Here is a 17147-nt window from a genome sequence, read left to right on the forward strand (position 1 = left end):
TGTAAACGGCAGTGCATGGGTAGTCAACTTCTCGCCAAATACGAGAACGCGCTGTGGTGGTCGATGGACCGCCTCGGTGTGAGCGAGTCGGTCGAGCGCAAAGTACTGGCCGCGGTCGGTATCCAGTTCGTAATCTCTATCGGGCAGGCCGTCCTCCCTTCGTTGTTCACCGGTCCCGTCCGAACCGGTCTCACGGTCGGTCTACTGGCGGCGGCGGGTATCGCGTTCGCCAATACCGTGCTCGTCGCCCGGCGGGACATCACCGAACCCATCGCGGCGCTCGACCGTGCGGCCGACGCCATCGCGAATGGCGACCTCAACGCGTCGGTTCCGGCGTCCGAACGGGACGACGAGATGGGTCGCCTCGTCGCTTCCTTCGGGGAGATGCGGGCCTATCTCGGGGTGGTCGCCGAGCAGGCCGCCGCGCTCTCCCGGCACGAGTTCGACGACCCCGTACTGGACGAGGAGGTCCCCGGCGAGTTCGGCGCGTCGCTCGACCGAATGGCCGAGAATCTACGGACCTACACTGCGGACTTGGAAGCGACGACCGACGAACTGGAGGCCACGACCGCCGACCTCGAACGCCGGTCGCAGGACCTTCGCAGACTCGTGACCGCGTTCGGAGCGGCCGCCGAGCGCGCGGAGAACGGCGACCTGACCGCGACTATCGACTCGGGCGTCGCCGAGACCGACCTCCACGAGGCGGTCGTGGACAACTACAACGCCCTCCTCTCGACACTCGCGGACGCGGTGGGGGAACTCGCAGCGTTCGCTGACGACGTGGCGACCGCCAGCGAGGCGGCCGACACCGACCTCAGGGAGGTCAGCGAGGCGAGCGACGAGGTCGCAGCGGCTGTCGGCGAGATTTCGGAGGGTGCGACCCGCCAGACCACCAGACTCAACGAGGCGGCTGCCGAGATGAACACCCTCTCGGCGACGGTCGAGGAAATCGCAGCGTCGGCCGACGAGGTAGCGGAGACCGCCGGAACCGCCACCCAGCGGGCACGGTCGGGCCGTGAGACCGCCCGTGAGGCCGCGGAGGAACTCGAACGAGTGGAGAACGGCATCGACCGGACCGCCGAGGCGGTCGAAGAGTTAGCGGCCGACATCGGTGAAATCGACGAGGTGGTCTCGTTCATCGACGAGGTGGCGACTCAGACCAACCTGCTGGCGCTGAACGCCTCGGTCGAGGCTGCCCGTGCGGGCGAACACGGCGACGGCTTCGGCGTGGTCGCCGACGAAATCAAGACCCTCGCGACGGAGACGGCCGAGGCCGCCGACGAAATCACCGAGCGAATCGAGGGGATTCAGACCGACTCCGAGCAGACCCTCGCGGACGTCCGGGAGACTCACGAGCAGGTCACCCACGGCGTCCAGACTGTCGAGGAGGCGCTGGACGACTTCGAAGACATCGCGGACGTTGTGGGCGACGTGGACGCGAGTGTCCGGGAAATCAGTGACGCCACCGACCAACAGGCCGAATCGGCCGAGGACGTAGTGGCGATGGTCGAGGAGGTCGCGGCCATCAGCGAGGAGACGGCCGCCGAGTCCGAGACTGCGGCGGCGGCGACCGAACAGCAAGCGGACTCACTCTCGGACGTCGCCGAACGGATGGCCTCGCTGTCCTCGACGGCCCACGAACTCGACGCCCTCCTCGGGGAGTTCCGACTTTCCGAGTCTTCCGACGGTAGTCGGTCGGCGCCTCGTCTAGCCAGTTCTCACTGACCGCGGTAATTGACGGTTTCGAGAAGGTTCGGCGAAAGGTTTTTTCGTGGGAGAACCTCCGAGACCCAAAGGCACTTTTAAGCCGGTGGCCTAAGGGTGAGTAACAACGATGTCGCGCAGCCCACCCCTCCCAGACCAACCGACACTCGAACTCGACCCCGAGATGACCGACAGGGAACGGCTCTCGGCGCTCCGCGAACACTTCGCCGAAATCGTGGACGTGAACGCCACGCTGGAGGAGCGCCTCGACGACGCGCGCGAGCGCCGCGCCGACCTGCGCGAGGAAGTCGATAGACTCGAACGCGAGAACGAGACCCTGAAGACCACCTCGCTGTACGTCGCCACCGCCGAGGAACTGACCGACGACGGTATCATCATCAAACAGCACGGCAACAATCAGGAGGTCGTGACAGAAGTGTCGCCCAGACTCCGCGAGGAGATAGAGTCGGGCGACCGCGTCGCCGTCAACGACTCCTTCACGGTCCAGACCGTCCTCGAAGCCGAGAAGGACGCCCGCGCGCAGGCCATGGAAGTGGACGAGTCGCCCGACGTGACTTACGACCAAATCGGCGGTCTCGACGAGCAGACCCGCGAGGTCCGCGAGGCGGTCGAGCAACCGCTGGAGAACCCCGAGCAGTTCGAGACTGTCGGCATCGAACCCCCGAGCGGGGTCCTGCTCCACGGCCCGCCGGGGACCGGCAAGACGATGCTGGCGAAGGCCGTCGCCAACCAGACCGACGCCACCTTCATCAAGATGGCCGGGTCGGAACTCGTCCAGAAGTTCATCGGCGAGGGCGCGAAACTCGTCCGAGACCTCTTCGAACTGGCCAGCCAGCGCGAACCCGCCATCGTCTTCATCGACGAAATCGACGCGGTCGCCTCCAAGCGCACCGACTCGAAGACCTCCGGCGACGCCGAGGTCCAGCGCACGATGATGCAACTCCTCTCGGAGATGGACGGCTTCGAGGACCGCGGCGAGATTCGCATCATGGCCGCGACCAACCGCTTCGACATGCTCGACCGCGCCATCCTCCGCCCCGGCCGGTTCGACCGCCTCATCGAGGTCCCCCACCCCGACGAGGAGGCCCGGCGCAAGATTCTGGACATCCACACCCGCGACATGAAAATCGCCGACGACGTGGAGTTCGACGCGCTCGCCGAGCGGACCGACGGCAAGAGCGGCGCGGACATCGAGAGTCTCACGACCGAGGCGGGCATGTTCGCCATCCGCGACGGTCGGACCGAGGTCCGGCAATCGGACTTCACGGACGCCCTCGAGAAGATGGAGCAGGACGACGACGAGACCGGAATCGTCACCGAAGGGTCGCTCCCGAGTTACGCCTACTGAAGTCTCGATATTTTCGCCCGCTTCTCTATCTCTCGCTGTCACGCCGTGACCTGCTGGACTCGCGAAACCGAAACCGCGACCGGGAGACCGATACGGACGACCCGCATGACCGTCAGTGAGTCGCGCTGTAGCGCCGCCGTCGAACGAAACGACCCCGAGGAAGCTACTCGCCGTCGATACTGCCTGCGTCGAACTCGCCGTCGAGGTACTGCTCGCCGACGTCCGTGATACTGTAGGTGCCCCCGCCGACGTTCTCCAGCAGACCGCGGTCGGCGAGCGCGCGACAGCGCATCCCGAGGTGGTTGGTCGAGTAGGTGAGGTCCTCGCCGACGTCGGCCAGTCGGTCGCGGATGGCCGACGGCGGAAAGTTACCGCGCTCGCTCAGGAATTCGAGGATTCGCTCGTCGGCTTGCGTCAGCCAATCGGCGTGCTTTCGCATAATCGGCCGTATTTTTTGCGGCGAAGACCGTATAGCTACTCATTTCACCAACGTGGAGATTTGTCTGGCACGTGAGGAAGACCGTCTCCCGAACGCGGAGGTGTGTTTCCCTCGGGCGACACTTGCGTTCCGTCCGAACGGTGACAGGCGCCTCGGCGCGTCCTCTCCTCGGCGCGTCACGTATAGAAAATACTTTACTTTCGTTTCGAAATACACACCCAACGTGGCACGCTTCCCGAACCCCGTCAGACTGCTCATCCTCGGCGTCGGTCTGGCCCTCGCGCGCGCCGGTCTCGTCGACCCGGAGCGCGTCCGTCGGACCACGGACCTCGCGTGGCCGCGCATCGTCACCGGACTCGCGCGCATGTCGAAGAACGCCGTGGACGTGGCGATGGTCGGGGTGGCCATCGGACCCGTCGCGATTGCAGGTATCGGATTCGCTAGCCCGTACTGGGGCATCGCGTTCTCGCTCGGCGGCGGCATCGCCGCCGGGACCATCGCGCTCGTCTCCCAGCGCTTCGGCGCGGAGGCCTACGACGAACTCGGCGTGGCGGTCCGTGCCAGCGCCGTCGTGGTTCTCGCCATCTCGCTCCCCGTCACCGCCGCCTTCTGGCTGTTCCCGGCCGAACTCATCTCGGTCATGACCGACGACGCCCGCGCCGTCGAACTCGGCGCGGCGTACCTCCGGGTGGTCGCGCTCGGCGTCCCGTTCGCGGGTCTCAACCTCGTCGGCAGTCGCATCTACATCGGCGCGGACGACGCGTGGACGCCGATGCTGGTCCGGGGCGGCGGTGCGGTCTCGAACATTGCGTTCAGCGGCGTCCTCATCTTCGGACTCGACTTGGGCGTCACCGGCGCGGCCCTCGGGACCGTGCTGGCGAACGTCCTCGTGACCGCCGCGTTCGCCGGGGGTCTCGTCTTCGGGAAAATCCCCGGCGTCGGCGGTCTCCCCGTGCGAGTGAGTCCGTTCGGCACGTACCTCGACCGGGAGACGATAGTCGACGTCGTCCGCATCGGTCTCCCGGTCGTGGGCCGAAACGGCGTCTGGACGGTCGCCAAGTTCCCCATGCTGGCCATCGTCGGCCTGTTCGGCCCGACGGTCGTGGCCGCGTACGTCATCGCCCGGCGCATCTGGGGGCTGATGAACACGCCCGGATGGGGGTTTGGACTCGCGTCCAGCAGTCTCGTCGGCCAAGAACTCGGCGGGGGAGACGAACACGCCGCCGAGGTGTACGCCCGCGACATCGTCGTCTTCTCGGTCGCGACTACGTGGTCGCGGCCCTCCTCGTCGGCGGGTTCGCCGAACCGATAGTCCGCCTGTTCGTCGGCGACACGGGTGAGACCACGGTCCCGGTCGCGGTGGCGCTGGTCTACGCGGCCTGCGTCGCGGCCGTCGCGCAGGGCGTCAAGTCGGGGACGGTCGGCCCGCTCGACGCCAGCGGCGACACCCGGTGGCCGTTCTACAGTCAGGTCGTCGGCATGTTCGGCGTCGCCATCCCGGTCGCGTACCTCGGGGCCACCACGTCGCTCGGACTCGTCGGTCTCTATCTGTCGTTCGTGGCCGAGACCACGGTCCCGGCGGTCATCAACTACTACCGGTTCTCGACCGGCAAGTGGAAGGCCATCAGCCGGGAGTTCCGGCCCGGGACGCCAGCCGACGACTGAGGTCGTCGTTCGCTCGGGGTCGGCGGTCTCTTCCTGTCTGGCGGTTCCCTCGTCGCCGACTCCTCCTCACCATCGACTTCGAAACCTGCGCCCGCGCTCTCGCGCTACTCCTTCCACGGGTCGCTCTGTTCTCGCTCGTGGAACTCGCCGCCGCCGCGCCAGACGACGCCGTAGACCACGGCCGCCGTCGCCGCGAGGTAGAAGACGGCGACGCTCGCGGCGACCGCACTTCCGGGAATCCCGAGGACGCCCGCGGTCGTTCGCCACGACTGCTTGGGTTGGAACACCGTGACGCGGGCGACCCACGCCGCCAACAGCACGAGCGACAGCGGGTAGTAGATGCGGCGGAGTCGCCGCGAGAACGCGGTGAACACCGGCGTCTTCACCGCTGGATTCCGGAGGTCCTCGCTGATGCGTCGCCGCCAGTCGGGATGGGAGATGTCCCTGTCGGGGTCGAACAGTTCCGCGAACAGGTCCTGCTCCAGCAGGCGGACGCGTTCGCGCCACACGTCGTAGGCCCGGTAGCGTCGCGTCTCGACCACGAGGAAGACCACCAGCGCGCCCATCCCGATGAGCAGGAGGTAGTGCGGGTTGTTCGCGCTGGAGAACACCCACGTCAGCAGGGCGGCGATGATGGTGACCGCCCAGTAGGAGGTCTGGTCGAGTCGCCCTCGCCACGAGGTCACGCGGTCCATTTGCCCCCGGTAGAAGTGTCCCAGCAGCGAGATGGCGTCAGAAGGGTCCTCGGCGAACGCCTCGCCGATGTTCTCGTCGGGCGTCTCCGACCCGCCGCTCGGGTCTCGGTCGTTCGCGGTCCCCTCGTCACGACCATCCCCGGTCGCGTCTCCCGAACCCCCCATACCTCGCGATACGACGCTCTACGACCTACGGTTTGTGGTAGTCGTGAGGTCGGATTTCGCCGACGCCTCCCGGAGGGCCGACGTCGGCGCTCCCGACGGCTTACACCGACTCCTTCAGGTAGTCGGGGTCGGCGAACGCCTCGTCCTCGCCCTCCACGGCCAGCACGTCAAGCGCCGTCACCTCCGCGCCGACGCCGAGCAGGCCCGCGAGACTCGGCGTGGTCCGGCCCTCGTCGCCAGAGACCAGTTCCTTCACGTAGAGTCCGCCCTCGCCGTGGACTTCGAGTTCGGCGTGTCGCTCGTCTTCGAGGTGGCCATCGACGTCGTAGACGGTCCGGGTCCGCGTGATGCTCGCCCGGCGGTGGTCCACGCGCTGGGGCGTGTCCTGCTCGACCGTGGTGCCCCGGAGTTCGCCGATGGCCTCTTCGAGGGCCTGCTCGGTCACGTCGTCGTCGAACGCCACGTCCATCCGGTAGGTCTTGCTCGCGTCGAGTTCCTTCACGCGCTCGACCATCTCGTGGGTCGCCAGCGCGAGGTCGGTGACCTCGGCCTTCCCGTCGGCGAACTCGTTGATTTCGTCCTCCAGCGCGTCGGTGTCCACGTCGCGCTCGCGGGGTCGCTTGACCTCGATGACGAACGGTCGGCCCGTGTCGAGCATCAGGGCGTCCACGTCCTCGCGGCCCGCGCCGTGGAAGAGGGCCTCCTCGCCGTCCATCGCGTCGAGGACCGGCGGCGTGGTCAGTTCCTCGACGCTCTCCTCGTAGAGGTAGCCCGACCCGCCGCAGTGGTCGCAGGCCTCCTCGCCGCCGCCCTCCGCGAGTTGCTTGCCGGACCCGCCGCACTCGCGGCAGGGCCACTCGGTCTGGGGGATGTCGCGCTCCAGTTTCCGGTACCGGCCGTAGACGAACGCCGAGTTTATCTGGACCTCGACCGCGTGGTCCGAGATGTCCCCGTCCTCGCTCGCTGGCGGTGCGCCCTCGACGTTGAGCAGGGCCAGCACGTCGGGGCGCTCGAAGTCCACGTCCGTCCCCGTCAGTTGACCGACGCGCTTGCCGACTTCGCGGTTGAACTCCGACTTGAACGACTCGCCCGCGTCGTCGGGCAGGTCGGCGGACTCCCGGAGCAGGGCCTCGTTCTCCTCGACGAGCGGCGGGGTTCGCGTCCCGACCTGATAGGTGTCGAAGTTCCAGCCCTCCAGCGCTTCGGCGACTTTCTCGGCCCACTCGTCGAACCGCTGGCTCTCGCCCTCGCAGACCCAGCACTCCTCCTCGACGGGTTCGTAGGGGTCGTCGTCCTCCAGTGCGGCCGCGATTCTGAGCGACCGGCCGCGCTCGTCGTTCGTCAGCCCGAAACTCCGGTCGGCGAAACACCGGCCCAGACAGGCGTCGCAGACCGGGCCGTTCTCGGCGACTCGGCGGGCGTCTTCGAGGATGGTCATGGTAGAACGGTGGCGACGCGGCGGTTTACGGGTTTCTCATTCGGACGCGACGAACCGACGCGCGGAGGACGCGACACCGCGCAGGCCCCCACGAATTTGAGGGCGCGCGTCGTGGACGACCCATGGCTTACCGCGCTAACTACGCGCAGGTGAACGTGAGCGCCCACCTCGGACCGACGGAGGGAGCGCTGGACGTTCCGTGGGCGGAGTACGTCGGCGACGCCACCGCCGAGTTCGAGTTCACGGTCCCCACCGACCGGGCGAGCGACCCCTACGTCGGCCTGCAGGCGTTCCGAGTCGGGGAGTTCGGCCACGAACTCCGAATCAACGGCGGGTCGCTCGGGGGGTTCGACGTGCCGCCCGCCGACGGATGGCAGTACTGGGAGGACGCTATTACCGACGCGGAACTACAGGAGGGCACGAACACGCTGCGAGTTCGCCGCGACCGGACCACCGACGACAGTTTCGCGGTGAACAACGTCACGGTCCACTGGCGCGAACCCGTGGAGTAGCGCGGACCCCCGTACGTCGTCGGCGCTTTCTCCGGGGATTCCTCTTTCGACAGGAACTGATGGGGAGTAGAACTACGTGGTCGCCGAATCAGTACACGGACGTGTCCGATTCGACCTTCGACGACTTCGACCACGACTCGCACATGCGGCGGGCCTTCGCGCTCGCTCGCGAGGCGGCCGACCGCGGGGACCGACCGTTCGGCAGCGTCCTCGTCCGCGGAGACACGGTCGTCATGGCCGACTCGAACCGCGTCGTCACGGAGAACGACATCCGCCGCCATCCCGAACTCCACCTCGCGTACCGGGCCTGCCGGGAACTCGACCTGGACGAACGCGCCGAGACCGTCATGTACACCAGCACCGAACCGTGCCCGATGTGCGCCACCGGGATGACCAACGCCGGGTTCGGACGGGTGGCTACAGCGTCGGTAGCGACGAAATCGCGGCGTTCACCGGCGACGAACCGCCGATACGCTCGGCGGGGATTCTCGACGGTATCAGTGAAGTCGTCGGTCCCGTCCTGAACGACGAGGGTCGTCAGATTCACCGCGAGTTCGACTGGTGAGTCCGGACTCCGCCGCCACGGTCTCCGCGTTCACTCGTCGCGCTCGCCTCTGAGCGTCTCGAAAATCGCCGCGGCGCGCTTCTCGCCGACCCCTTCCACCTCGCGCAGGTCGGCGGGCGTCGCCGCCAACAGCGCCTCGACCGAGGGGAACCGCTCGTAGAGCGCGTCGGCGGTCTGCGGGCCGACGCCTTCGATGACGCCGAACAGACGCTTGGTCGTCGGCGCGGCGTACCCCGTCACGGTTCCGCCCGAGAGCGGCCGGGGAGACGCCTCCTCGCCGTGCTTGCGGAGCAGGCGTATCGCCACGTCCACTAGCCGTTCGCGGTCCGAGCAGGGGATGACGGGCGTGTCGTGTCGGGCCGCGAACGAGGCCATCGTGCCGTGGACCGCGGCGCTGCTCAGTCCGGGCCTGCGCGCGCCGACGTCCGAGAGGTCGCCCTCCAGCAGGACGTAGGCGTGGTCGTAGGCGTCGGCCATCTTCTCGACCTGCTCCCGGAGGTCGGTGCCGGTCGTCCCGAGCGCGGAACTCACGTAGTCGTCCACCGTCTTGCGCTCGATGCCGACGCTCCCGGCGACCCGGCGCTCGGGACCATCCGGCGAATCGCGGGGCGTGCTGAACTCGCCGAGGACGGCGATATCCGCCGCGGGGAGTCGGCGCACTTCGACCGCGTCCACGTCGTCGTGGGCCTCGACCGCCCGGCGCAGTCCCGGGGGTTCCCTGTCGTCGAGTGCGACCGTGAGCGTCATCGAGAGGGCGTAGGGGTTCGGGACGTTTCAGGGTCGCGCTCGGTACGGTCACGCGGTCCGCCTCCGGCGGTCGCCCGGTCAGTCCTGCGGCGTCTGTTCGGCCAGTCGGTCGAACAGCGATTCGATTTCGGACCCCGAATCGAGGTCCCGCGATTCCGTGAGCGCGTTCTGTGCGTCGTCGCGGTTGGCTTCGAGGGCCTCGACGACTTCGCTGTTCACGTCGAGGTAGTCGGCGAGGTGGAGCGCGCTCTCGTAACATTGGACCACCAACTGCTCGGCCTTGATGGCCACGTCGAGGTAGAACGGGTTTCGGAGCGCGTCGTCGAGGACGACGTTGTTGAATCGCTCGTTCTCTTCGAGGAGTGCCTCGACGACGGGTACCTTGCGGTCGCGCGTCGTCACGGTGTGGTCGAGCGCGTCGAACGCGTCGTCCAATCGGTTGGCGCGTTCGTCGGCCCGGTCGCCGTGGTTCCGGAACAACTCGCTCGCGCGCTCGCGGAACGCCGACCCCGGACGGTCGTCGAGCGAGTCGATACCCGACTGGGTGACCAGCGTCTCCATGGCCTCCGCGAGTTCGGTCTCGACGTAGCGCGCTCCCTGCAACTCGAACACGAACAGGTCGTACAGCGTTTCTACGTTCACCATGACCCCACCGTTCCGACCGTCGGCGCGGGGTTCCGTAACCGTTCTGCCCGCCGAGTCGGTGCGGTTCTCAGAACGAGCGCCGCGGGTTCCGGTCCTCGCCCATCACCGGCGGGTCGCGGTCGCTGTAGCGAGGTCGCCCGACGCGTCGCGCTGGACGCCGTTGAGGACGGCCAACTGGAGGTCGTCGGTCGTCCCGTACTCCTCGTGGCCGGAAGTGTCGAGTATCGTCCGGAGCGGTTCCGAACCGCCGCCGGGGTAATCGACGACGAGGTCGCCGAACTCCGCCAGCACCTCCTCGGTCGTCAGCGGGAACGCGTCCGTGTCGAACAGTTCGTGGATGTGGTCCATCTCCAGCGAACGGAGTCGTCCGGTCTCGTCCGGTTCTGTCTCCATGGGATAACCGAGTAGGCCACTGACGTGCATATCACTTCGGGCCGCACGACGGTTCGCCGTCCGTCGATTCGCTTCCCGTCGCGGGTAGCAACCTACAACTGTTCGGAGTCCGTCGTGGCGTCCGTGTTCGGAGTAGACGAGGCTGGCAAGGGTCCCGTGCTGGGGTCGATGTTCGCGGCGGCGGTCCGGATTCCGGACCCCACCGACCTCCCGGCGGGCATCGACGACTCGAAGCGCGTCCCTCCGGAGCGCCGGGAGGCGCTCGCGGCCGAGTTGCGTGACGACGACCGAATCGCGGTCGGCGTCGCCGAAGTCCCGGTCGAGCGCATCGACGACCCGGAGACCGACATGAACACGCTCACCGTGGCGGCCCACGCCGACGCCATCGCCGAGGTCGTGCCACCGAACGCGGACGCGACCGTCGAGGGCGTCGCGGACGCGGGCGACACCAGCGAGGAGCGGTTCGCGCGTCGGGTCGCCGACCGCGCGCCCGCGGCGGTCGAGTTGACCGCCGAGCACGGGGCCGACGACGAGCACCCCGTCGTCGGCGCGGCCAGTATCGTCGCCAAAGTCGAGCGCGACGCCCACGTCGCGGCGCTCGCCGAGCGGTACGTCGAGGCGTACGGCCCGGAACTGGGCGACCTCGGGTCGGGCTATCCCGGCGACTCGACCACCCGCGAGTTTCTGGAGACCTTCGTGGCCGAGACGGGTCGGCTTCCGGACTGCGCGCGCCGGAGTTGGTCCACCTGCGAGGACGTGCTGGCCGCGGCCGAGCAGTCTGGTCTCGGAGATTTCTAGAAAACGCGGTTCGAGGTAGTGGACAGTTGTCGAGTTGCTGGGCTACGACAGACCGTTCTCGGAGTAGTACGGCGGCAGGTCCCACTTCAGCAGTAGCGTCCGGATTCCGAGACCGACGAGCCAGATGCCGAGGACGGTGAACACCACCGTGCCGAAGTTCCACTTCGCGGCGTCTAAGCCCATGCTAACGAGGCCGACCCCGACGGAGATGCCGACCACGGAGAGCAGCGTCCAGAGGACGCGCCCGGCGAGGAGGTCGAGTTCTGCGCGGACTGCACGCCGGACGACGCGCTCTAACTGTTCGTCGGGGATGTCGGAGGGCATACCGGTGAGTTGTCAGCACCGACACAAGAGCTTTTTCGTCGGACAACGTCCCACTGGACCGACCGCACAACGCCTTTGACAGCCGACCATATCTGTCGGCCGATGGCGTTACCGACCGCGTTCGTCCTCCCGACGCCCTCGGAAGTCGGCTTCGTCGGTCTCCTCGCGGTCGTGATGCTGCGACAGTCGCGACTGCCGTACCGATTTCTCACCGCGGAGTCTACTGGAGGAGTAACGCGGCGGGAAACGGACGGTCGAAGAGAGCAACGAACGAGAAGCGAACTGAGGTCGCTTACCTGTCGGTCAGCAGACTTCGCAGGATGTCACCGTACGCGGGCCGCGTGACCAGCACGCCGATAAGGACGCCGAGGATGGTGATGAGCGCGAACCCTTGGAGGTCACCGAGGCTCAGCACCGCCAGCGGACTCATCGCGATGATGGTCGTCGCGGCGGCCGCGCCGATGACCCAGAACGCCTTGCGGAACCGGCTCTGGAACACCCGTGAGGAGTTCACGTCGCCCTCGGACATCACCTCGTCGGCGATGATGATGAGGTCGTCCACCCCGGTCCCGATGACCGCGATGAACCCCGCGATGTGACTGAGGTCCAGCGGCAGTTGGATGGCCGCGGCGACCCCGAGCAGGATGACGACTTCCGAGAGCGCCGTTACCAGCATCGGCGCGGCGACCTTCGGGTCACCGTACCGCAGGAAGACCACGGCGCTGACCGCCGCCACGGCGACCAGTCCGGTGATGAGCGAGTAGAGCTTGAACTCCTCGGCCAGACTCGGCGCGAGGAAGTAGGAGGTGCCCTGCTCTAGGTTCAGCGAGGCCGGGAGCGACCCCGCGTTCAGGTGAATCTGCAGTTCGCGGGCCTCGGACAGGTTGGCCGTGCCCATGACGAAGTTGGGACTCTGGGTGAACTTCTCCTGTCGGAAGGTCTGGGCCAAGTTCTCGGCCACGCTCGCCGCGTAGACGACTTCGCCGTCCACGACGGTGTAGAGGCAGTAGCCGGGGTCGTCGGGATTCGCACGGTAGTTACAGGCGTCGACGCCCTCGCCGGTGAAGCCGAACGTGCGCATGGCGTGCGAGAAGTTCTCGGCCGCCTGCTGGTTCAGCACCACGGGAACGTGCGGGCCAGTGCGTTGGGACACCTGTGCGGTCCCGATACTGCTGAAGTCGCCCTGCGAGAGCAGGGGTTCGTGGCGGTACTGAGTTCCGTTACCGCTCTGGTTCTGGGCCGGGAAGACGGCGACGACCTGCACCTGCCCGCGCTCGGTCACGAGGTCACGGACTTGGCTCCGATTGGTGTTGGGCATCTCGATGACGATGAAGTGCTCGTTGCTCGCGGTCGTCACCTGTTGGACTCGGCCGCCGGAGAGTCCGGCCTCCGAAATCTTGTCCCGGAGGATGCGAGTGATGGTGTTGCGGGTCTGTTCGGTGACTCCCTGCCGGATGGTGCCGTAGTCGTATCCGGACTGCTGGAGCGCCGAGGCGAACTCGTCTTCGGTGACGTTCTTGCTGAACACCTCGACGGTCGTGGTCTCGTTGGCCGCAGTCGCCAGACGCACGCTCACGTCGGCGGCCTCGACGCCGGAGAGGTTCCCGGCCACCTGTCGCTCGACGGCCCCCGGTCCGGTACCTTGGGGCACGTCCACGTTCTCGGCGGTGAGACCGTTGACGGGTGCGCGGATGCGGGTCCCGCCGGAGAGTTCGAGACCGAACTGGAGGTTCGTCGGGCCGTCGCTGGCCTGTTCGACGACTGCACCGCTTCCGCCACCGCCGTCGCCGCCGACGCCGGGGGCGAATATGGCGAACGTACTGACCACGAGGAAGATGGCGAGCAGGATGACTCGCCAGTTCTCACGAATCTCCATCTATCGGGCCACCCCCTCGTACTTGTACCAGCGAAGCAGACTCAGGTTGAGCATGTAGGTGTTCATGAGGTCGGTCGCAAGTCCGAGGACGAGGACGACGCCGATGGACGCCAGCAGTTCGATGCCGAACAGGTACGAGACCACCGACATCACCGCCATCGCGGACAGCGACGTGACGGTCATCGTCACGCCGGTCCGCATCGCGCGGTGGGTGGACTCGTAGAAGTCGCCCGACCGGCGCAGGATGTGGTTGTTCAGCAGGATGTCGGAGTCCACCGAGTACCCGATGAGCATCAGCAGTGCCGCGACGGTCCCCAGCGAGAGCGGGATGCCGAGCAGGTTCATCAGCGCGACGGGAATCACGATGTCACTGAACGCGGAGATGACCACCGCGATTGAGGGGACGAACGACCGGAACATCAGGAAGACGAGGACGCTCATCCCGGCGAACGCGAGACCGATGCCCAGCAGCGCGAGGCGTTGGGTCTCCTGACCGAAGCTCGCGGAGGTGCCTTGGACCGACTTCACCATGTCGGCCTGTGTCTGGCCTTGTACCGGCTCTAAGTTGTTTCTCGCCTGTTGAGCGATGTTCTCGGTCTCCGGCGGGAAGGTCACGATGTAGGTGTTGTCGGCCGTTCGGACCGGAGTAATCGTCGGTTCAACGTCGAAGGAGGTGCGGATTTCGGAGGGCGGTGTGGAGGTCTGGACTCGTAGCTCTGTTCCCCCAGTAAACTCCATGCCGAGTCGTACTGGTGCGCCGGTGAAGACGTACCACCCGACGATGACCAGCAGTGCGACGGCGAGAACTGCGAGGGGAATCGCCGCCAACTGCCGGTTGGAGTACTGGGTGTAGTCCACCTCCGGCACTTCGAACGCTACCATATGGGAGAGGAATGGGGTACGCCCGTGAATAAGTGTTCTTATCCCTTCTCGTTCTCCTCAGTCGGTTCCTCGAGGGCCGAACGGCGGACTGATGCCGGAACTCGGTTCGGGAAGAAGGCTCAAACCGTTCGCGGGCGTATCCGTAGTCATGAGTGAAACCGACGACCTGCGAGACCGCCACGTGGACCTCACGTCCGCCGACCGAGTGGTCGTCTCCTATCCCGAGGACTTGAGCGACTGGGGGCGGTTTCAGGTCGAGAAGGACACCTTCGAAGCCTACCTCCGGAAGACCAAGACCGACCGGGTCCGACAGGGCGACGAGTGGGAGGAGTTCGTCGGCGTCGGGTGCTGTGGCAGTACGTTGGACGTACCGCTCCGGGTCGAACGAATAGAAGGCGGCGAGACGTTCGGACCCGACACCGAAATCGAGTGGGCGGTCCGGGAGGCCTGCGGGGTACAGGGCGGGTGGAAGGTCCAGAGTCAGGACGGGCCGAACGAACTGTGACGTGACCGCTCTCTACGGCATATATCGGACGCTGACGACGCCGTCCTCCGCGCGGACTTCGACCCGGGAGACGCCGAGTCTGGCCGCCCGCGAGAGGGTCGCCTCGTCGTCCAGCACGTCCGAGACCGCGTCTTCGGTGTCTTCAGGGGGAACTGTGAGGACGTGAATCTCGCCCTCTCCGGCGCGCTCGGTCCGGGCGATTTCGCCCACGTCCTGTTCGTCCGCGAGTTCGCGCTCCTGCACGGTCGGGGGTTCTTCGCTTCGCTCGGTCGAGAGGTTCCGGCGCTCCTCGACCTCGACGACGGACCACGTGAGGTTCATCGGCTTGTCGGGCGCGACCGTGGCTTCGACCGCGTCGGTCTCCTCGACGCCGGGGTTCGACGAGAGGGTGTGAACCTGCCCGTCGTGGACGTCCTTCAGTACTGCCGAATCGCCTTCGGCGTGCGTGACGAGGAAGGTACTCGTCTTCTCGTCGGGGTCGCTCATGGTCCGGCGTAGGTCTCCCGGGGTTTTCCCGGTTGCGTTTGCCAGCGCCGGGAACGCGCTATCGCGCGACCCGGTGGACGACCAGAATCAGCGCCGCGGCGAGCAGCGGCGGCGCGACGGCGTAGGTCGCCGGGAGTGAGTAGAGGAACTCCACCGCGGGCGCGACCAGCGCGGGCGGCGTCTCGCGCTGCCCGGGGGGTGCCGAAATCAGCAGCGAGACGTACAGCGACAGGACGAAGACGTACCCCGCGAGCGCGAGGGAGGCGTCGGCGCGGGCGCTCGCGGTCCCGCGGGCGTGGCGCTGCCCGGCCGAGTAGACGGGCGCGGCCAGCGTCACCAGCAGCAGGACCCCCGCGACGACGAGGAACGCCCGGGAGAAGGTGGCGAGTTCGGACCCGCCTGCGGTGTTGAACACCCAGACCGGAATCGCGAGCAACAACAGCACTCCGACCAGCGCCCCGAGGAGCGCGCTCACGACCACGTAGGACTTGAGGAGTCGGGAGTCGGTCCCGGCGAACGACCGGCGGAACGCGCCGAACAATGCACTTTTTGACTCTTTAGAAACTACATCATTTGGTTCAGCCATCACGTCTATTTCATGGATTGATGGAGAAAAAGGGCCTGTTTAGAACGACCCACTAAAAAGTAACTGGGGGAATTTAATTAAAAGATAAAAGCAAATAAACAAGAGTAATAAAATATTACTTAATCCTGTTCAATTAAGAACATTTATATGTATAGGTGTATGACGTTACTGATGATGTCAGAAAAAGACATGACATCGGTCAATCGGAGAGACGTACTGCAAAAAGCCGCTACCGCTAGTATTGCTGGCCTCGGTGTCGGTGCTGTTTCTGGGAATGTTGCTGGGAAGAAGAAAGGGAAACTATCACGTTTGAAAAGTGAAGGTGTAATCCTGACTCAGCGGAAAGTTAGTGTTAGTAGTCGTGATAAGCTACCACCTGCTGAGACTCGAACTGGAAAGCGCCTGCTTAGTAAATTGGTAGCAGATGGTCTGCTCCAGCGAGCAACGCTAGATGTTCTTCCAGATGCGCAATCATCGGAGGGACAAATTCACCGAGTGCGTACTGATGGTAGCAAAGAGATCTCGTTCACCACGTCCACACCGCAAGGGCGCCTACAAGTTATCTTCGGTGAAGACTCGGTTCCATCTGCTGCTCTCTTCCCTGAAGATAGTGATCGAGTCGTCATGTACACTGCTCCGGATGGGAAAAAATACGAGCGTTCAAAGCTTGATATTACGACTTCAGAAGGTACCGACGGTGTGACGGCAACTAGTTGTGATTCCACATGTGGGGGATGTGACTGCGTTGACAATTGGTGTTTGGATGGAGCTATGCCGAAATCAAACAAGACGGCTTGTGCAACCTGTAACGACGGTGAGTGCATCATAAATAACTCCTGCGGTTGCTGATTCGAGTTTGTTAGCAGGAACGGTCTAGTTAGCGCAGCTTGTGAAGTGAGCAGGTCATGCGGTTGGTTGGAGTGAAGTTCCAGACCTGCTCAACGAGACGTTAGACACCGCTTCTCTTGAATTGTTGGTAGCGCGAGCGGACGCCCGTCAGGGCGTTCGCCGTCCGGCTCCGCACTGCCGGATGTCCTCTTAGAGAATGCATTAAACGGTCGCGTGGAACGGTCTAGGGTTGGGTGCAGTGACTAGCTGACAGCAATGAGACTCACCGTCGGCAACACCGACGCTGGTCGAAGTTGACAACACCATGCCGGATTGACGGTGATTAGTTCTGGGTGTACGTTGCAACCGACCTTGACACGAAGGTGTTGTCCTATTTGGACGGCAAGACACCGATCCGGCAGCTCGTTATGTGCGGTCTCACTCAGAAACACGATTGTTCACAATTTATACATTTGGTCGATGGGTTCAGACTCTCAGGATGGGAATCGACCGCTTTATTCGTTG

Annotated in this window: 17 protein-coding genes and 2 pseudogenes; 8 read left to right on the forward strand and 11 right to left on the reverse strand. The window is 65.5% G+C overall.

Annotated elements, in window-relative coordinates; genetic code table 11:
* Window positions 1-15 precede the first annotated feature (15 nt).
* Window positions 16-1725 (forward strand): methyl-accepting chemotaxis protein, encoded by a 1710-nt coding sequence (locus FXF75_RS02090; RefSeq protein WP_163519899.1) that lies wholly within the window; start codon window positions 16-18, stop codon window positions 1723-1725.
* A 109-nt stretch (window positions 1726-1834) separates the two neighbouring features.
* The gene (locus tag FXF75_RS02095) at window positions 1835-3073 is read left to right on the forward strand and encodes a proteasome-activating nucleotidase (RefSeq protein ID WP_163519900.1); all 1239 of its coding nucleotides are present in this window, start codon (window positions 1835-1837) and stop codon (window positions 3071-3073) included.
* Window positions 3074-3236: 163 nt separating this feature from the next.
* On the opposite strand, the gene FXF75_RS02100 is transcribed toward FXF75_RS02095, so the two are convergent.
* Window positions 3237-3512 (reverse strand): phage repressor protein, encoded by a 276-nt coding sequence (locus tag FXF75_RS02100; RefSeq protein WP_163519901.1) that lies wholly within the window; start codon window positions 3510-3512, stop codon window positions 3237-3239.
* A 223-nt stretch (window positions 3513-3735) separates the two neighbouring features.
* On the opposite strand from FXF75_RS02100, the pseudogene FXF75_RS02105 reads away from it, so the two are divergent.
* Window positions 3736-5177, forward strand: a pseudogene (locus FXF75_RS02105) (MATE family efflux transporter).
* A gap of 104 nt (window positions 5178-5281) precedes the next feature.
* On the opposite strand, the gene FXF75_RS02110 reads toward FXF75_RS02105, so the two are convergent.
* Complete coding sequence (locus tag FXF75_RS02110; protein ID WP_163519902.1) at window positions 5282-6037, reverse strand: DUF2270 domain-containing protein; 756 nt, start codon at window positions 6035-6037, stop codon at window positions 5282-5284.
* Between the two features lie 100 nt (window positions 6038-6137).
* Window positions 6138-7475 carry a tRNA pseudouridine(54/55) synthase Pus10 gene (locus FXF75_RS02115; protein ID WP_163519903.1) on the reverse strand — a complete coding sequence of 446 codons (1338 nt, stop codon included), beginning with the start codon at window positions 7473-7475 and terminating at the stop codon, window positions 6138-6140.
* Between the two features lie 122 nt (window positions 7476-7597).
* Between FXF75_RS02115 and FXF75_RS02120 the strand changes: the two genes are divergently transcribed.
* Both FXF75_RS02120 and FXF75_RS02125 read left to right on the forward strand, forming a co-directional pair.
* Entirely contained in the window at window positions 7598-7987 is a 390-nt protein-coding gene (locus FXF75_RS02120; RefSeq protein WP_163519904.1) for a hypothetical protein, read from the forward strand.
* Between the two features lie 143 nt (window positions 7988-8130).
* Window positions 8131-8552 (forward strand): annotated as a pseudogene (locus FXF75_RS02125) (nucleoside deaminase).
* Window positions 8553-8582: 30 nt separating this feature from the next.
* Here FXF75_RS02125 and FXF75_RS02130 read toward each other — a convergent pair.
* The 3 genes from FXF75_RS02130 to FXF75_RS02140 form a co-directional block, all read right to left on the reverse strand.
* Entirely contained in the window at window positions 8583-9299 is a 717-nt protein-coding gene (locus FXF75_RS02130) for an ERCC4 domain-containing protein (protein WP_163519905.1), read from the reverse strand.
* Window positions 9300-9377: 78 nt separating this feature from the next.
* Window positions 9378-9944 carry a DUF892 family protein gene (locus FXF75_RS02135; protein WP_163519906.1) on the reverse strand — a complete coding sequence of 189 codons (567 nt, stop codon included), beginning with the start codon at window positions 9942-9944 and terminating at the stop codon, window positions 9378-9380.
* A 102-nt stretch (window positions 9945-10046) separates the two neighbouring features.
* On the reverse strand, window positions 10047-10337 hold the full coding sequence (locus tag FXF75_RS02140) for a hypothetical protein (RefSeq protein ID WP_205427125.1): 291 nt from the start codon (window positions 10335-10337) through the stop codon (window positions 10047-10049).
* Window positions 10338-10460: 123 nt separating this feature from the next.
* Between FXF75_RS02140 and rnhB the strand changes: the two genes are divergently transcribed.
* Window positions 10461-11135: a ribonuclease HII gene (gene rnhB / locus FXF75_RS02145; protein ID WP_163519907.1), complete on the forward strand. Its 675-nt coding sequence runs from the start codon at window positions 10461-10463 to the stop codon at window positions 11133-11135.
* 42 nt (window positions 11136-11177) lie between these two features.
* On the opposite strand, the gene FXF75_RS02150 is transcribed toward rnhB, so the two are convergent.
* The 3 genes from FXF75_RS02150 to secF form a co-directional block, all read right to left on the reverse strand.
* Window positions 11178-11459, reverse strand: a complete 282-nt coding sequence (locus tag FXF75_RS02150) for a hypothetical protein (RefSeq protein WP_163519908.1) — start codon at window positions 11457-11459, stop codon at window positions 11178-11180.
* Window positions 11460-11751: 292 nt separating this feature from the next.
* Window positions 11752-13335, reverse strand: coding sequence for a preprotein translocase subunit SecD (locus FXF75_RS02155; RefSeq protein ID WP_163519909.1), 1584 nt, complete (start codon window positions 13333-13335; stop codon window positions 11752-11754).
* On the reverse strand, window positions 13336-14217 hold the full coding sequence (secF, locus tag FXF75_RS02160; protein ID WP_163519910.1) for a protein translocase subunit SecF: 882 nt from the start codon (window positions 14215-14217) through the stop codon (window positions 13336-13338). It abuts the gene before it with no gap.
* A 148-nt stretch (window positions 14218-14365) separates the two neighbouring features.
* Here secF and FXF75_RS02165 point away from each other — a divergent pair, with 148 nt between their 5' ends.
* Entirely contained in the window at window positions 14366-14722 is a 357-nt protein-coding gene (locus tag FXF75_RS02165) for a hypothetical protein (protein ID WP_163519911.1), read from the forward strand.
* A gap of 12 nt (window positions 14723-14734) precedes the next feature.
* Here the strand turns inward: FXF75_RS02165 and FXF75_RS02170 are convergent, their stop codons facing one another.
* Window positions 14735-15208 carry a DUF5812 family protein gene (locus tag FXF75_RS02170; RefSeq protein ID WP_163519912.1) on the reverse strand — a complete coding sequence of 158 codons (474 nt, stop codon included), beginning with the start codon at window positions 15206-15208 and terminating at the stop codon, window positions 14735-14737.
* 58 nt (window positions 15209-15266) lie between these two features.
* The gene (locus tag FXF75_RS02175; RefSeq protein WP_163519913.1) at window positions 15267-15794 is read right to left on the reverse strand and encodes a hypothetical protein; all 528 of its coding nucleotides are present in this window, start codon (window positions 15792-15794) and stop codon (window positions 15267-15269) included.
* A gap of 174 nt (window positions 15795-15968) precedes the next feature.
* On the opposite strand from FXF75_RS02175, the gene FXF75_RS21935 reads away from it, so the two are divergent.
* Entirely contained in the window at window positions 15969-16643 is a 675-nt protein-coding gene (locus FXF75_RS21935) for a hypothetical protein (RefSeq protein ID WP_205427127.1), read from the forward strand.
* The last annotated feature ends 504 nt before the right edge of the window (window positions 16644-17147 follow it).

It is taken from the genome of Halorussus sp. MSC15.2 (assembly GCF_010747475.1).
Lineage (GTDB): Archaea > Halobacteriota > Halobacteria > Halobacteriales > Haladaptataceae > Halorussus.

Excerpts from the sequence above, each read along its gene's own strand:
- FXF75_RS02095 (WP_163519900.1), top strand. The coding sequence starts at position 1,835 with ATGTCGCGCAGCCCACCCCTCCCAGACCAACCGACACTCGAACTCGAC.
- FXF75_RS02135 (WP_163519906.1), bottom strand. The coding sequence starts at position 9,944 with ATGGTGAACGTAGAAACGCTGTACGACCTGTTCGTGTTCGAGTTGCAG.
- FXF75_RS02090 (WP_163519899.1), top strand. The coding sequence starts at position 16 with ATGGGTAGTCAACTTCTCGCCAAATACGAGAACGCGCTGTGGTGGTCG.
- FXF75_RS02100 (WP_163519901.1), bottom strand. The coding sequence starts at position 3,512 with ATGCGAAAGCACGCCGATTGGCTGACGCAAGCCGACGAGCGAATCCTC.
- FXF75_RS02150 (WP_163519908.1), bottom strand. The coding sequence starts at position 11,459 with ATGCCCTCCGACATCCCCGACGAACAGTTAGAGCGCGTCGTCCGGCGT.
- FXF75_RS02140 (WP_205427125.1), bottom strand. The coding sequence starts at position 10,337 with ATGGAGACAGAACCGGACGAGACCGGACGACTCCGTTCGCTGGAGATG.
- FXF75_RS02130 (WP_163519905.1), bottom strand. The coding sequence starts at position 9,299 with ATGACGCTCACGGTCGCACTCGACGACAGGGAACCCCCGGGACTGCGC.
- FXF75_RS21935 (WP_205427127.1), top strand. The coding sequence starts at position 15,969 with ATGTCAGAAAAAGACATGACATCGGTCAATCGGAGAGACGTACTGCAA.
- FXF75_RS02120 (WP_163519904.1), top strand. The coding sequence starts at position 7,598 with ATGGCTTACCGCGCTAACTACGCGCAGGTGAACGTGAGCGCCCACCTC.
- FXF75_RS02115 (WP_163519903.1), bottom strand. The coding sequence starts at position 7,475 with ATGACCATCCTCGAAGACGCCCGCCGAGTCGCCGAGAACGGCCCGGTC.
- FXF75_RS02165 (WP_163519911.1), top strand. The coding sequence starts at position 14,366 with ATGAGTGAAACCGACGACCTGCGAGACCGCCACGTGGACCTCACGTCC.
- FXF75_RS02155 (WP_163519909.1), bottom strand. The coding sequence starts at position 13,335 with ATGGAGATTCGTGAGAACTGGCGAGTCATCCTGCTCGCCATCTTCCTC.
- FXF75_RS02170 (WP_163519912.1), bottom strand. The coding sequence starts at position 15,208 with ATGAGCGACCCCGACGAGAAGACGAGTACCTTCCTCGTCACGCACGCC.
- secF (WP_163519910.1), bottom strand. The coding sequence starts at position 14,217 with ATGGTAGCGTTCGAAGTGCCGGAGGTGGACTACACCCAGTACTCCAAC.
- FXF75_RS02110 (WP_163519902.1), bottom strand. The coding sequence starts at position 6,037 with ATGGGGGGTTCGGGAGACGCGACCGGGGATGGTCGTGACGAGGGGACC.
- FXF75_RS02175 (WP_163519913.1), bottom strand. The coding sequence starts at position 15,794 with ATGGCTGAACCAAATGATGTAGTTTCTAAAGAGTCAAAAAGTGCATTG.